Origin of the sequence: Rothia sp. HMSC069C10, from assembly GCF_001812205.1 — a bacterium.
GTDB classification, from domain to species: domain Bacteria; phylum Actinomycetota; class Actinomycetes; order Actinomycetales; family Micrococcaceae; genus Rothia; species Rothia mucilaginosa.
Genome location: NZ_KV808299.1, coordinates 15,325 through 30,566, shown reverse-complemented (window position 1 = coordinate 30,566; position 15,242 = coordinate 15,325). Strand labels below are relative to the sequence as shown.

Sequence of the window (15,242 nt, the reverse complement as noted above, 5' to 3'; positions counted from 1 at the left end):
TTCAAGCAGTACGTTCTGGAGCACCAGTAAACCGGGGCGCTAAAAGACAGCGCAACGAAATATAGCGCAGAGAAATAGACAGCGCTGACACAGTTCAGAAAGACACCGCCATGACCACTCACACGAAAAACCAAAACAGCGGGCACCGCTTTAGCGAGCGCATCGCCCGACCCCGCGTGCTCCTGCTGCTGGCTATTCTCGCCATCGGTTCGCTCATGCTGTCCTTCTACCTGGGCACCCGCTACGCCGCCACGGGCCCCGACCCGGCCGTGCAGGCGAAAACCGTGATTCCGGTCTGGGCGAAGGTTGAAGAACGAACCGTCAGTGAGGGCCTCGCCATTGCCGGAACCACCAAGGCGGGAGAGACCGCCCCGATTAGCGCGCGCACCAACGGTGAGCCGGTGCTCGTCTACCAGAACCAGAAGCCCGGCAACGTGCTCAAGGCCGGTGACTTCATCGGCATTATTGGCGCCGACCCCGTCTTCGTGCTGGATGGGCCGCTGCCGCTGTACCGCGACCTCAACCTGGGCGATAACGGCGACGACGTGCTCGCCTTCCAGAAGGCGCTGAACTCCGCCGGGTACTCCACCGAGCAGAGCGGCACCGTTACCGAAGACACCCTCGAAGCTGTCACGCGTCTGCACCGCGCGCACCTGACCGGTGTGCCCAGCGAGGGGGTCACAACCATCGCCCGCAGTAACTACGCGATTCTGCCCGGTGGTAGCCACACCGTCACCGCCGTTGCCGCGGTGGGCCAGCTCATCAGTGACGGCAACCCCATTGCGAGTGTAGAAACCAGCGAACCCTACGTGGAATCCAGCGTTGAACTCGCCGTCGCGAACAAGCTCAAGGTCGGCGACCGCGTTAGCCTGCGCACCTCCACCGGCAGTGTGGAGGGCACCATCACCAGCATTGGTGAGTTGCAGAACGACCCCTCCAAGGGTGCGGCAAAGAGCGTGCGATTCAGCGCCGACGACCCGAGCAAGCTCACGCCGGGTCAGAGCGCATCCATCACCAGTAAGGGCAACACCTCAACCACCCTCGCCGTGCCGACCACCGCGGTACGCCAGGACTCCCAGGGCACCTACGTGCTCGTTGAAAAGGGTGGAAGCTCCACCTCGACCAACAAGGATGCGCCCGCCACCGAACGAGTCAACGTTGAGGTTCTGCGCACCGCCGGCGGATACGCCGCAATCAACGCTAACCTCAGCGCGGGACAGAAGGTGCTAGTCTCATGAGCCGCCGAAAGATAACCCCCGAGCGAGCCCCCGACGGCATGACAGCCCCGCACGGTAGGGGAGAAGCCGCGGTACTCAATGCCGTCCCTGGCACTGCACCCGCTATCGAAATGCGCGGCATTACCCGCGTCTTCGAGGGCAGCGAACGAGCAGTCCTCGACCACCTCGACCTGGTGGTCGAACGCGGCGAATTCCTCGCCATTATTGGTCCGTCGGGCTCCGGTAAATCCACCCTGCTCAACGCCATTGGCCTGCTCGACACGCCCACCAGCGGAACCTACAGCCTCTTCGGCAAAAACACGGAAGGACTCAGCGACAGAGAACGCGACGAAATGCGCCGAGACCACCTCGGCTTCATCTTCCAATCCTCAAACATGCTGCTGGACGAAACCAGCACGACCAATGCCTCCATGGGTCTGCGCGTGCAGGGCGTACCCTACAGCGAGCGCCTGCAACGCACCGAAGAAACCCTAGAATTTCTGGGGTTGAGTGACCGCGCCAGCATCCGTACCCGCTACCTTTCCGGTGGCGAGAAGCAGCGCTGTGCCATTGCTCGTGCTCTCGCCACGCGTCCGCCGCTGATTCTTGCTGACGAGCCGACCGGCAACCTGGACAGCCACAATAGCGCCAAGGTCATTGAGATTCTTCAGCGCATTAACGCGACCGGCTGTACTGTGCTGGTGATTACCCACGACCCGGAGGTTGCCGCCGCCGCCCGCCGCGTGATCCGCATTGAGGATGGGCAGCTGCACGAGCAGAGCCGCGCCGACTTGGCTACGGTGCCGGTTGCCGAGGCTGTGCCGGTTGCAACGGACACCCCGGCAGAAGCCACGGTTGGTGCCCCGGTAGATGCTACCACCAGCCTCGCACCGGGGGAGAAGCCCGCTACGCATCGCCGCGGAAGCTTCCTCACCGACGACAGCATCGAGGCAATCTCGGCGCTCACCTCACGACCGCTACGCACCCTGCTGCTGGGTCTGTCCTTCGCACTGGGCGTGGGCGGACTCATCAGCGCCTCCGGCATGAGCGAATCCGCCAGCTACCAGGTGAACCAGCGCCTGCTCGGATCCGAACAATCCACGCTCTACATCAGCGACAGGGACAATGACCAGAACATGCTCGGAACCTACCGGCAGGGCGAATCCGCGCAGAATGTTGCCGACCGCATTAGCGCGCTGGACTACGTGAAGAACACCGGATTCGTCAGCAGCGTGGCACCCGCCGACGTGCGAATCACCCGATTCAGCCCCTACGAGGACGAACCCAAAACGGCGATTGGCCTCAGCTCCACCTCAAAGACCCGGCTCGAGCAAATCGGTGCCCGCATGAACCCCGAAACCCTGCGTGCGCTCGAACAGATGAACTCGACCCTCACCCAGCAGAACGTTGCCGACCGTGAACGCTCCGAGCAGCTCTCCGGCGCTATTGTGTCGGTCTCCGCTGCCCGCGCCCTCGGCATTATTCCCGAAGATAAGGCTGCAGATAACGCCACAACCGAGCCCAGGCCCGGCGAGCTACCCGCCGTCGACTACGGCATTAAGCTCGGTGGGTTGCCGCAGGTGGCACCCGGTGTGAGCATCTGGGTGGAAGGTCAGCTGATGCCGGTCATCGGCCTCTTCGACCCCGGCAATAGCGGCTACGAATTCAGGAACACGGTCATTGTCTCGCCGGGCACACTTCAGCGCACCGGACGCGGCCAGGTCACATACATTGCCGAAACCGAACGGGGCTACGGCAAGGCGGTCGCCAAGGCAATTCCGCTGACCCTCAAGCCCGCTGAACCCAGCCAGATCAACGTGGAAACCCCCTCCGACCTGCAGAGCCTACGCGCGTCTATCGCCTCGGATCTGGGCCTGTACGTGGGTGTGCTCTCCGGTATTCTGCTGGTGCTCGCCTCCCTCTCGGCGGCAACCGCCATGTACCTGTCCGTGCAATCGCGCACCGCAGAGATTGCGCTGCGCCGCGCCATCGGATCGAGTAAATGGCTGATTGCCCGCATCTTCCTCATGGAGGGCGTCATGCTCGGCGTGCTCGGCGGCTCCATCGGCGCCTGCTCCGGCATGATTGCGACCATCATTCTTTCGCTCGTGCAAGGCTGGCAAGCGGTCCTCTCACCCGGATTCGTGGTGCTCGGCGTGGGCGTTGGCGCCCTTACCGGTCTGGTGTCTTCGGCGTACCCGGCGTGGGTGGCGTCCCGCAAGAGCCCCGCCGATGCGATGCGCGGCTAAACCAGTGCCGGGGGAACGCCAGACCCGCCAAATCCCCGAAGTATGACCGGCCAAATAGGTATTAGCTTGCCCAAACCTTAAAATAATGGGAGGTAAAAACAGCAGAAGACTAAGGACAACACGTGAGTCGAACGCACACACCGCGTCATGCTGACAAACATCAGAACACTGAGGCACCAGAGGTGGCCGAAGGAAAGCGCAATGACCGCGCTGACCGCCGCCCGCCTCTGGGCCCTGACGCCCGTAAAACCCTCAGCACGTTCGGTGTTATCACCGCCGTGCACACCCTGGCCACCGTGCTTTTCAGCGCGGCGCTCGCGGTCATCATTGCCCGCGCAGCCCACGCGGGGTTTGCCGCGGTCGCCGCCGAACACGCGCGCCTCAAGGAGACGAGCGCGCCGGACGTGTACCGCGCCTACGTTGAGTTCGCCGGCTCCGCCCAGGCACACCTGGAAGCGCACGGCGGCTGGCTGCTCGGACTCGGCGGCATCTTCGGTGACGGCGACGCCATTACCCCCGGCCTGATTGCGGTCGCCGTGGCTGCCCTGCTTGTCCGCTCGGGTACCGACTACCTGCTGGCTGTGAGCGCGCAGCGTGCCGCCTCCGGGGCGAAGTCTCAGATTCGTTCCTCGCTGCTCAAGCGCGTGCTCGCCACCGGTGGCGCAGACACCCCCGAAGGTACCGGCGCGACCGCTGTGTTGCTTTCCCGCGGCCTGAACGCCCTGGACGACTACTACACCAAGACCCTGACCGCGTTCGTTTCCACTGCGGTTGTGCCGTTCATCCTCTGGGTCGTTGTGGCGTCCCTGGACTGGATGAGCGCCATGGTGCTGGCGTGCACCCTGCCGCTTATTCCGGTGTTCATGATTCTGATTGGTAAGAACACCCGCGACGAGACCGCAGAAGCTCAGGCTGAACTGCACCGCCTCTCCGACCATATTCTGGAGCTGGTACGCGGCCTGCCCGTCATTATCGGTCTGGGCCGTGAACGTGCACAGACTCGCGCCATGAACGCCCTCGGCCAGCGTTACCGTGAACGCACCATGCAGACCCTGCGTAGCGCCTTCATGTCTTCGCTTGCGCTGGAGCTCATCACCACCATTTCGGTGGCGCTGATTGCTGTGCTGATTGGTGTGCGCCTGGTCAACGGCACCCTGGGCCTGGACACCGCAATTCTTGTGCTGCTGTTGGCTCCCGAATGCTACCAGCCGCTGCGTGATGTGGGTGCCGCCTACCACCAATCGGAGGACGGCGTTGCCGCTCTGCGTAGCGCCCAGAAGATTATTGATGCGCCCCTGCCCGCCGCCGCTGCGGACTCGGCAGAGCAAAGCGCAGCATCGCAGAAGGCTCAGCCTTCCACCATCGCGGTTGAGGACCTGTCGGTGAGCTACCCGGCGCGTCCTGCCGTGCTGACTAACCTGTCGCTGAACCTGAACCGTCGCGTTGCCACTGCCAACGGTGAACGCGGCGCGGTCATTGGCGTGATGGGTGAGTCCGGCTGCGGTAAGTCCACCCTGCTGAACGTGTTCTCCGGTGCCGTGCGCGAGGGTCTGGTGCCCACCGGCTCGGAGGAGCCCGTGCACCTGACCGGTAGCGTGACCGGTCTGGGAACCACCCTGGTTATTCCGCAGTCGCCGGTCTTCACCGCACCGACCGTGCAGACCGAAATGGCGCTCTACGCACTCAGCGCTACCGAGGCGGAGCGTGAGCGTGCAGCCGCTCTGCTCGGTGAAGCGATGGACTCCAAGAAGCTGTCCATCACCGATGCCGAGTCTGCGCTGCTGGTTGGCCCGCTGGCTCAGCTGGGCATGGAGAAGCTGACCGCCCTTGAACCCGGTGCCCTCAGTGCTGGTCAGGCGCGCCGCCTCGCCGTGGCACGTACCCTGGCTCGTGCCGAGGCTATCTACCGTGCCGGCGGTGAGCAGACCATGCTGACCGTCCTCGTGGATGAGCCGACCGCGCACCTGGACGCCTACTCGGCATACCTGGTGACCCGCGCCCTGCACCGCCTGGCGGAACTGGGCGCAACCGTGCTGATCGTGACCCACGAGCAGGAGCTCGCCGCCGGATGCGACACCCTCGTTCGTGCCGTGCAGACCGCCCAGAGCTACACCTGGACCGCCGAGGCGAACACCGCCCGCGTTGCGGTTCCCGCGCAAGCCCCCGCGCACCTGCTCAAGGACAGGGAAGAGTACGAGGCTGAAAGCACTGCCCCGGCGGGCGCCTCCGCAGCTGCCGAGGTCAAGGAAGTCGAGCCTGCCGGCTTGTTCGCAAGCCTGCACACCCTGAAGGAACTGACCGGTATCGGTGTTCGCGCCGCAACCGGCCCGGTGATCATGGCTGCGATTACTTCCCTGATGGCTGCGGCACTGACCGCGCTGTCCGGCTGGCTGATTGTTCGCGCCGCCGAGGGCCCGGCAATGATGTACCTGATGGTCGCCATTGTGGGCGTGCGTTTCTTCGGCCTGGGTCGTGCCTGCGCCCGCTACGCTGAGCGTCTAATGACCCACTCGAAGGTTCTTGCCGCCGCAAATATTCTGCGTCTGCGCGCCTGGGTTGGCGCATGGCAGAGCGTGAGCAGCGTGCGTGCCCTGCTGCGTGGTGACGCGCTGCTCGAACGCCTCGTGGGCGGTATTGATGAGCTACGTGACGGCGTGCCGCGCGTTATTATTCCGCCGGCTGCGCACCTGCTGGTCATGACCGCGGCGCTGATTACGACCGCGTGCATCCTGCCGCAGGCTCTGATTCCGGTTCTGCTTGCCGTGCTGGTTAGCACTTTTGTGGCTCCGTGGATTGTGCTTCGCGCTGATGCCCGTGCGGAGTCGCTGGCTCGCCGCTCCACCGCGCAGATGCTGCGCCTGGGCACCGGCATGCTTTCGGCGGCTGAGGATCTGCGCGCTAACGGCGTGGCAACCACCGCTGAGAAGGCTAACGGCGCTCTGGACGCCGAGAACCTGTCCGCCCTGCAGAAGGGCTCGACCGCTCAGGGCGTGGGTCGTACCCTCGTGACTCTGAGCTGGTTCGGTGCGGCTCTGGCGAGCGCAGTCATTGCGTACCCGCTGGCTGTTGACGGCACCGTGCGTGCCCCCGAAGCGGCGATTGTGGTACTGCTGTGCACCGGCATGCTGGAAAGCTCCCTGGGCCATGTTGAGGCGGTCCGCTCCTGGCCCGCGTTCAGCCGCCTGCTCGCGACGATTGCCCCGAGCGTGCGTGACGTATCCCTGGAGGGCGTTGTTGCAACCTCGACCCTGAAGCGTTCCGTGCCGACAGAGGCTGAGGTGGACACCCACGTTCTGCCGCGTCGTGTTGAGCGTCTGCGTGCCCGCGCGGAGACCGAGATGGAGGAGCTGCTGGAGGCTGACCGTCAGCGTGCCCACCGCTTTGGCCGCCCCGAATCTGCGGCTAACGCTCAGACGGAATCTAAGGCTGGCTCACCGCGCCCGCCGAAGCCGGGCGAACCCACTCTGGTCAGCTGCGGCACCCCGCAGGAACTCGGCGTGAAGGTCACCGACCCCGCACTGAGCCTGCAGGACGCTACCGCTCGCTGGCCCGGCATGGATCACCCGGTCTTCACCGACCTGAACATGAACGCCCGCGCGGGCTCCTGGACTGCGGTGACCGGCCCCTCCGGTTCCGGTAAGTCTACGGTGCTTGCAACCGTTCTGGGCTTCTTGCCGCTGGAGTCCGGCCGCGTGCTGGCTTCCGGTGAGGTCCTGGAGGGTGAGCAGCTGCGCGGCTACGCGGCGTGGTGCCCGCAGGCGGCTCACATTTTCGAGTCGACCCTTGAGGGCAACCTGATGCTGGCTCGTGACCGTTCGGATCGCCCGAGCGAGGAAGAGCTGATTGAGGTTCTGCGCCGTGTGGGTCTGGGCGAGTGGTTTGACGCTCTGCCTCAGGGTCTGCGCACCCCGGTGGGTGCTGGCGGTTCTTTCCTGTCGGGTGGTCAGCGTCAGCGTCTGGCGGTGGCTCGTGCCCTGCTGGTGAACTCGCCGCTGCTGCTGCTGGACGAGCCGACCGCGCACCTGGACGCTGAGTCTGCCCGCGCGCTGATGGCTGACTTGGACGCGGCGACCCGCTCCAGCTCCGTGGCTACGGTTCTGGTGTCGCACCGTCCTGAGGATATTGCCCGCTGCGACGAGGTGGTTCGCCTCTAGCAGTTGCGCTCTATCAGGCTACGGGGCGCGCCGATGATGTGCCCCGGAATGGCACCTCAGAAAAACGCCCCTAGAAAAACATAGTGTGCATGGGAATGCCCCGGTACTTCACGAAAGTACCGGGGCATTTCTGCATTTGGAGTTGTGGCGATTTAGCTACCGTCTGGTGGCTCAATCGGTCGTTGAGCGGCGGGTAGTGGCGCCGCCACGAAAGGCAGTGAACCGCGCGCCTAGAAGAGCTTTTCACCCTCCGGGCTAACCGCCAGCGCAGCAGAAACAGCCGCATAGTTCGGTCCCACAATGCCGATGCTCTGAGTGAGCATCACACCGGAACCGTCACGGGCACCGTGCTCGGTCGGCAGGGAACGAGCCACACCGCCGGAGGACCCCGCCTTCGCCGGGCCCACGCCCACCCACGCCAGAGCCAGCTGGCTCTCACCGGTGAGGAATCGGTGCGCACGCACACCGCCGGTCGCGCGGCCCTTCTGCGGGTACTCGCTCAGCGCGGTGACCTTGGCGCTCGCCAGGCCGTCCTTGCCGTTGGTGACGGTCACGACCTCCGCCGCGTCGCCGGGCGCGGTCACACCCAGGGCGATGAGGCGGTCACCGTCGGCAAGCTTGATGCCTGCGATACCGCCGCCGGTGCGTCCCTGCGGGCGGACCTTTGCCGCGTCGAAGGTCAGTAGCTTCGCGTCGCGGGTGACGAAGGTGAGTACCGCATCGTCGGTGGGGCAGGGGGCGGCGGCTACGATTTCGTCGCCGTCCTTGAGCTTCATGATGTCCCACTCGGTCTGGTTCAGCGGGTAATCCGGGTTGAGGCGCTTGATTACGCCTCCCGCGGTTGCCAGCGCCAGCACCGTGTTCAGCGGTACGAGGGCGACCAGCTTCTCACCCTTGGCGAGCTGAACCAGCTCGGCTGCCTTCACAGCAGACGTCATGGAGGGGGTGCCACCGTTCTCGTCCAGCACCGCAATGTCCATGACGGACAGGCGCACCATGCGTCCTGCGGAGGTCACGGCACCGATCTCACCGCGCGCGGTGGTCGGCACAATCGAGGTGAACACGTCGTGCTTGAAACGCTTGCCGGGATCCACGAGCGCCTCGCGGATGGGCTTGCCGGGGGTACGTCCCATCATGCCGGATGCCGAAAGTAGCACCCAGCAGGGATCATCCGCGATTTCGAGGGCGAGGCCCAGGCTCTTCTTCGCCTTGGACTGCGCGGTGACTGCCTCAATGGCGACCTGCATCTCGTCCTTGGTTTTGAGCTGGGTGCGGCGGTCGGTGCCGTAGCGTTCGGCAACCTCGGCGAGCTCCTCGGAGACCAGTTCACGCAGCGCCGCATCGGAGCCGAGGATACGCTGCAGCTCCGCGATTTCCTGCTGCAGGGTGTCGCGTTCTGCTTCCAACTCCAGGCGGGAGTACTTGGTGAGCTGGCGCAGGCGCAACTCCAGAATGTGGTTCGCCTGGGTGTCTGTCAGGTCGAAGACGGCCTTCAGCTTTTCGCGTGCCTGAGCGGTCTCGTCAGACTCACGGATAATCTGGATGACCTCGTCAATGTCGAGGATCGCCACGAGCAGGCCCTCCACCAGGTGCAGGCGGTCGGTGCGCTTGCCCAGGCGGAATTCGGTGCGGCGGCGGACCACGTTCAGGCGGTGGTCAATGTACACGCGCATCAGGTCGAGCAGGCCGAGGGTCTGCGGCTGACCGTCCACGAGCGCCACGTTGTTGATACCGAAGGAGTCCTCAAGCGGAGTGTGCTTGTAGAGGGCGGCGAGCACCGCCTCCGGGTTAAAGCCGTTCTTGATTTCGATGATGAGGCGCAGGCCGTGGGTGCGGTCGGTCAGGTCGACCACGTCGGAGATGCCGGTGAGCTTCTTGGAGTTGACGCCGTCCTTGATCTTTTCGATGACCTTTTCAGGGCCGACCATGTACGGCAGTTCGGTGACGACAATGCCCTGCTTGCGGGGGCTGACCTGCTCAATCGAGACCTTTGCGCGGGTCTTGAAGGTGCCGCGGCCGGTTTCGTAGGCGTCACGAATGCCTCCCAGACCCACGATGGTGCCGCCGGTGGGCAGGTCGGGGCCGGGGATGAACTTCATGATGTCTTTGAGGGTCGCCTCGGGGTGGGCGATGAGGTGGCGGGTACCGGCGATAACCTCGCGCAGGTTGTGCGGCGCCATGTTGGTTGCCATGCCGACCGCGATGCCGGTGGTGCCGTTGACGAGCAGGTTCGGGAACGCTGCGGGCAGCACGGAGGGCTGCATGAACTGGTTGTCGTAGTTCGGTACGAAGTCAACCACGTCTTCTTCGAGGTCCGCGGTGAGCGCCTGCGCGGCGGGCGCCATACGTGCTTCGGTGTATCGGGCGGCTGCCGGGCCGTCGTCGAGGGAACCGAAGTTACCGTGACCGTCCACGAGGGGCAGACGCAGCGCGAAGGGCTGGGCGAGGCGAACCATAGCGTCGTAGATGGCGGCGTCGCCGTGCGGGTGGAGCTTACCCATGACCTCGCCGGTCACGCGGGCGCTCTTGACGTGGCCCTTGTCGGGGCGCAGGCCCATCTGCTGCATCATGTAGAGGATGCGGCGCTGCACGGGCTTGAGGCCGTCGCGGGCGTCGGGGAGGGCGCGCGAATAAATCACCGAGTAGGAGTATTCCAGGAAGCTGGTTTCCATCTCAGCGGATACGTCGATGTCGACGATATTCTCTACCACATCCACCGGGTAGTCGCTGACGGTGGATTTGGATCGGCGAGCCATATATCTCCTCGTGTCGGTGTGTTTTCGCTCCTCCTATTTTAGCGGGTGGTAGCGGATGAGACGGGCTGGTTGGTCGGCGTCATCTGTGGGGTGCGCCAAGGCGGTTGCGGGGCAGTAACCGAAGCATACCGGGGGATTGCACACCGTCATATGAGCCTGTATTAGCGTGGTCAAGTAGCACAGCCCGGCTGGAACCCTCTAAGGTAGAGGGGAGTAATACCTAACCGCCTTCATCGTGTGCGCCGACCGACGTCGCCTCATGAGGGCACCGCACGAAAGAGGTACGATGTACGCCACCACCCCCGAACGCGAGCAACTGGTCGCAGATATTAAGCATGCCGGTTTCTACCCCGACCTCGTGCTGGAAGTGGTGGATGACGCGCTGGCGGGCATGAACCCGGACGCGCACTTCGTACAGCATGAAACCCACTTCTCCCGCGATGATTTTCACCGCCACATCACCGTGATGGTGCTCTGCGGTGAGCACGTCATCTTTGCGCACCTGGACGACCAGCACCTTGAAGGTGACGCGCAGGGCACCGTGGCGCATGTGAGCGTGGAGGCGGTGCACCTGAGCGCCCTGAACGCGGTCACCATCAGCTACGGTTTCAGCCAGCCGCAGGCGTACAACGCCGGTAGCACCGCCCCGACTGAGATTTCCTTCCAGATTGCTTGGACCGGTTCGCTGCACATGGAGCTGGCTCCTGCTGGCTGCCAGGATCCGCAGTGCAACGCCGACCACGGCTTCACCGGCGATGCGCGCCGCGAGGACATTGCGGTGCGTGTTTCTGCGACCGCTGACGGTCCTGAGTCGGTTCAGCGTGCGCAGCATTTTGCGCGTGCTCTGCACCGTGCCCGCATGTACGCAACCCGCCGATAAAAACCAGCGCCCCAACGGCGCTCGCTACACCCCTAAGACACCCGAGAGGAACTTATGACGGCCCCGTCCCGCACCGAACAGCCCACTCTGCACGATGTTCTGGGCGCGCCGTTGCCTCCCGCGCCCGCCTACGGCAGCAATAGCATCGCCGATGTGCTGGAGTCCGCCTCCTCTCTGGTGGCTCAGCGAAGCCTGGCGCGCCCCGCGCACGCCCTGGACTCCGACCCGGCATTCAACTCCGTAGCCGACCCGCTGAACCTTGCCGGTCGCCTCACGGAGCAGGATATTGACCCGGCGTCTTTCCGTCACGCCTGCGTGGTCATGGTGGACGGTCTGGGCGAGCAGCTCATCAACAGCTACGGCGGCTACGCGCCCTCTCTGCGTAAGACCCTGAATCTGGGCCCGCTGGACGCCGCATTCCCCACCACGACCGCCGCCTCCCTGACCTCGCTGGGTACCGGTACGGCACCGGGCGCGCACGGCATCGCCGGTTACGAGGTGCGCAACCCGGCAGGTAACGGGGGAGCGGGCTCGGTCATGAACCACCTGTCCGGTTGGGACCAGTCGGTGGATCCGCACGCCTGGCAACCGCTGCCGACCGTGCTGGAACGCCACCATACGAACCGCCGCGTGCTCACCATTTCGCTGGGTAAGTACCGCGGTACCGGCCTGACGGAGGCGGCGTTGCGCGGCGGCGACTTCGTGGACGCCGTCGGCTATAACGCCCGCGTCACTTACGCCCTGGAGGCGCTCTCCAGCCGCACCCCGACCACCGTGTACCTGTACTGGGGCGAGATTGACGCGGCGGGCCACCGCTACGGCGTGGGTAGCGACGAATGGCTGCAGCAGCTGGAGGAACTGAACTCGGCGCTGAAGCGTCTGGCGGAGCGCGCCCCGGCGTGGGCGGCACTCTTCGTGACCGCCGATCACGGCATGGTGAACGTGCCCGAGCACCAGCGCATCGACTACTCTGGCGTGGAGGAGCTGACCCGCAACATCGCAATGACCGCCGGTGAACCGCGCGCCGTGCACCTGTACCTCGAAGACACCTCGGAGGCGGCACGCACCGCCACCGCCCAGCGTTGGGCGCAGTACTGGGGCGAGCGCGCCTGGGTGATTGATTCTCGCGAACTGATACGCGCCGGCTACTTCGGCCCGGTCATCACGGATGCGGCGCGCGGCCGCATCGGCGATTTGATGGTGTGCGCTCGCGACGACTGGGCGCTGTACGATATGCGCCACTATCAGGAGCGTGCCCTGCACATGGTTGGTCAGCACGGTTCGCTGACGGACGCTGAGCGTCTGGTGCCGTTGCGCATGCTCAAGACTTTCTAAAGTACTAGTCTTCTAAAGCATCAGAGAGCATAGAAAACCGCTGGTTATTCGGGTGAATAACCAGCGGTTTTCGTATGTCTAGATGCCCTTGCCTAAAGCCCCTGCTTAGAAGCTTTTATCGGGCGGCGCGGGCGGTCGCTTACTTGCGGCTACCGAAGATGATGTCATCCCAAGCCGGAACGCTCACGCGCTGCTTCTTCGAGGAGGAAGGCTTGGGCTTCTCCTCAGAGGCGGGCTCAGCTGCGGGTGCGGGCTCAGCCTGTGCCTCAGTAGCCGGCGCCTCAGCAGCCTCAGCGGCGGGTGCGTCCTCGATGGGTGCCGGCAGGGTGAAGGACTCGACCGGAACGGAGTCAACGGGTGCTTCCGAATCCACAGCCAGCGGATCGGTGGTTTCTGCAGTGGGCTCGGGTGCAGCCGGGGCAGCAGGAGCTACCGGGGCAGCGGGCGCAGCCGGTGCTACAGGCTCAGCGGGCTGAGCGGACTCGCGGTGCACGAACACCTCGGGCTCCTCAACCTGCGCCGGGCGCACCGAGCGGGCGCGCTCCAAAAGCTCCTTGAGCTTACGCTCATCAGCGCTCTCAGAGGAAGTAAGGGGTGCCGGTGCGGGCTCGGGTGCCTTCGGCAGGCGGGCGGGAGGAACCTCCACGGGAGCCTTCTTCGCGGCGGCGGCAACAGCGTCCTCACTATTGCCCATCAGGAAGTACGCCGCCTCATTCGAAGCGTACAGGCCCTGGTTTGCCGGGTTGTACACCCAACGTGCGGGGAAGACGACCTGCGCGGGCAGGTTCTGACGCACCGAATCCTTCAGCGCAATATCAACCTCAACGCGCCACTGGCCGTTCTCCTGCTGGCGGGTGGTCCAGTCCTGGGTTGCGTCCTCAAAACCGTAACGCTCGGAGACTTCCTCAATGCGGGCGCTCAGGGTCACGGGAATCTGTGCGGTACCCGAAGCGGAGCTGCGGCGACCAATCTTCACGCTCTGAGCGGCACGAATAATGTGGGCACGCTCAGCAACGATCGGCCACTCGTAGCGGCGCACGCGCTCCGGCTCCCAACCGGACTCTTCAGCGATTTCCTCAACGGAGGCACCCTGACGGAAACGGGTCTGAATATCGCGCGGACCGTAGGTGCCCTTAGCGCCCAGACCGCGGGCGGGCTGAATACGGCGAGCCTTGGTGATGCTCGTGCGCAGGTTCGCGTCAATCGGCAGCAAGAAGCGGGTGCCGTCAGCAGATTCAAGCACCAGATTTTCGCCGTCATCGTGAACGCCAATCAGACGCAGTTCAAGCATGAGAACCTCCATAGGTGAACCGGACGCGTTCGTGAATGTGTTGCACGGAACGCAAACTACCTTCCAGGGTACCGTGAAAGCGCGGTAAATCAGTAGCGGAGGCGGGATTTTCCCCAAAAAAAGATGTACTTTTCGGACCGAAAAAGCTAGAATGTGACGCCTAAACCGTCCAAAGCCTACCCAGGATTAGACAAATAGGGTGCCAATGGTGAACAATACCTGGCATGCCGTCGGGGTTAAATCCTCACCAGCGGCACCTAGAGCACTCATTAAACCAGCGTGGCCTAGTTCAACACACAGCCACAGAACCAACGGAGCGTGAAAGTTTGGCAACTGATTACGATGCACCTCGCAAGCAGGACGAAGAGCAGAACGAAGAGTCCTACGAGGAGCTGAACGCCCGCCGTTCCGAGATGCAGTCCGGTGCGGTGGACGAAGACGAAAACAGCGCAGCAGAAAGCTTCGAGCTGCCCGGTGCTGACCTCTCCAACGAGGAGCTGAACGTTGTTGTTCTGCCCGCTCAGGACGACGAGTTCACCTGCGCATCCTGCTTCCTGGTGCGCCACCGCTCGCAGATTGCACGCGAAGAGGGCGGCCTGTTCTACTGCGTCGAGTGCGAGGGCTAAAACTTTAGGGAAGGGCTAACACCCACCCGACATACACCTCATGACGGGGCGAGTGCCGAGTGCACCCGCCCCGTTGAGTATGTGAAAGCCGCGCACGCAAGAATAGCGCCGCGTCGCATCCAACGCGGCACAGCGCGTGCTGAACGCGAACACACAACGAAAACACCCCGCAGTAGAGCCTCAACACAGCGCGAGGTAATGGCACAGACACCCGCGAAAGGTTAGAGTATTGACCATGATGACCCCCGTAAACGTCCACATTAAGCTGCTCGACCCCGAGCTGCCCGCACCCGCCTACGCAAAGCCCGGCGACGCCGGCGCTGACCTGCGCTCCCGCGTCGACTTCGAGCTGGAACCGGGCGAACGCGCCCTCGTCCCCACCGGCGTGGCAATCGCCCTGCCCGAAGGTTACGTTGGTCTGGTGCACCCGCGCTCGGGCCTGGCAACCAAGAACGGCATCACCATTGTGAACGCACCCGGCACCGTTGATTCCGGCTACCGCGGCGAGCTGATGGTCACCCTGCTCAACACTGACAAGACCAAGTCCTTCCACGTGCAGCGCGGCGACCGCATCGCCCAGCTGGTCATTCAGAAGTACGAGCACGCAACCTTTACCGTGGTGGATGAACTGGAACAGACCGAACGCGGCTCCAGCGGCTTCGGCTCCAGCGGAATCCACTAGTCTGCTCTCACCGCGAAACGGCACGAGAGAAGAGAAGAACCCCCCCCGCACC

Annotated in this window: 9 protein-coding genes; 7 read left to right on the top strand and 2 right to left on the bottom strand. The window is 64.2% G+C overall.

Annotated features, from left to right (window positions below):
• The first annotated feature begins 110 nt into the window (after positions 1–110).
• The 3 genes from HMPREF2842_RS04645 (at position 111) to HMPREF2842_RS04635 (ending at position 7,620) form a co-directional block, all read left to right on the top strand.
• On the top strand, positions 111–1,238 hold the full coding sequence (locus HMPREF2842_RS04645; protein WP_070643012.1) for an efflux RND transporter periplasmic adaptor subunit: 1,128 nt from the start codon (positions 111–113) through the stop codon (positions 1,236–1,238).
• The gene (locus HMPREF2842_RS04640) at positions 1,235–3,466 is read left to right on the top strand and encodes an ABC transporter ATP-binding protein/permease (RefSeq protein WP_070643010.1); all 2,232 of its coding nucleotides are present in this window, start codon (positions 1,235–1,237) and stop codon (positions 3,464–3,466) included. Before HMPREF2842_RS04645 ends, HMPREF2842_RS04640 begins: the two co-directional genes overlap by 4 nt.
• A 182-nt stretch (positions 3,467–3,648) precedes the next feature.
• Complete coding sequence (locus HMPREF2842_RS04635) at positions 3,649–7,620, top strand: thiol reductant ABC exporter subunit CydD/CydC (RefSeq protein ID WP_246823189.1); 3,972 nt, start codon at positions 3,649–3,651, stop codon at positions 7,618–7,620.
• A 230-nt stretch (positions 7,621–7,850) separates the two neighbouring features.
• On the opposite strand, the gene HMPREF2842_RS04630 is transcribed toward HMPREF2842_RS04635, so the two are convergent.
• Entirely contained in the window at positions 7,851–10,376 is a 2,526-nt protein-coding gene (locus HMPREF2842_RS04630) for a DNA gyrase/topoisomerase IV subunit A (protein WP_070643005.1), read from the bottom strand.
• 286 nt (positions 10,377–10,662) lie between these two features.
• On the opposite strand from HMPREF2842_RS04630, the gene HMPREF2842_RS04625 reads away from it, so the two are divergent.
• Together HMPREF2842_RS04625 and HMPREF2842_RS04620 are read left to right on the top strand one after the other, a co-directional pair.
• Complete coding sequence (locus HMPREF2842_RS04625) at positions 10,663–11,256, top strand: DUF5998 family protein (protein ID WP_005506389.1); 594 nt, start codon at positions 10,663–10,665, stop codon at positions 11,254–11,256.
• Positions 11,257–11,310: 54 nt separating this feature from the next.
• Positions 11,311–12,591 carry an alkaline phosphatase family protein gene (locus HMPREF2842_RS04620; RefSeq protein ID WP_070629474.1) on the top strand — a complete coding sequence of 427 codons (1,281 nt, stop codon included), beginning with the start codon at positions 11,311–11,313 and terminating at the stop codon, positions 12,589–12,591.
• Positions 12,592–12,730: 139 nt separating this feature from the next.
• Here the strand turns inward: HMPREF2842_RS04620 and sepH are convergent, their stop codons facing one another.
• Entirely contained in the window at positions 12,731–13,882 is a 1,152-nt protein-coding gene (sepH, locus tag HMPREF2842_RS04615) for a septation protein SepH (protein ID WP_193389605.1), read from the bottom strand.
• A 326-nt stretch (positions 13,883–14,208) separates the two neighbouring features.
• Between sepH and HMPREF2842_RS04610 the strand changes: the two genes are divergently transcribed.
• Positions 14,209–14,508 carry a DUF4193 domain-containing protein gene (locus HMPREF2842_RS04610; RefSeq protein WP_049340600.1) on the top strand — a complete coding sequence of 100 codons (300 nt, stop codon included), beginning with the start codon at positions 14,209–14,211 and terminating at the stop codon, positions 14,506–14,508.
• Between the two features lie 235 nt (positions 14,509–14,743).
• On the top strand, positions 14,744–15,190 hold the full coding sequence (gene dut, locus HMPREF2842_RS04605) for a dUTP diphosphatase (RefSeq protein ID WP_049340598.1): 447 nt from the start codon (positions 14,744–14,746) through the stop codon (positions 15,188–15,190).
• Positions 15,191–15,242: the final 52 nt, after the last annotated feature.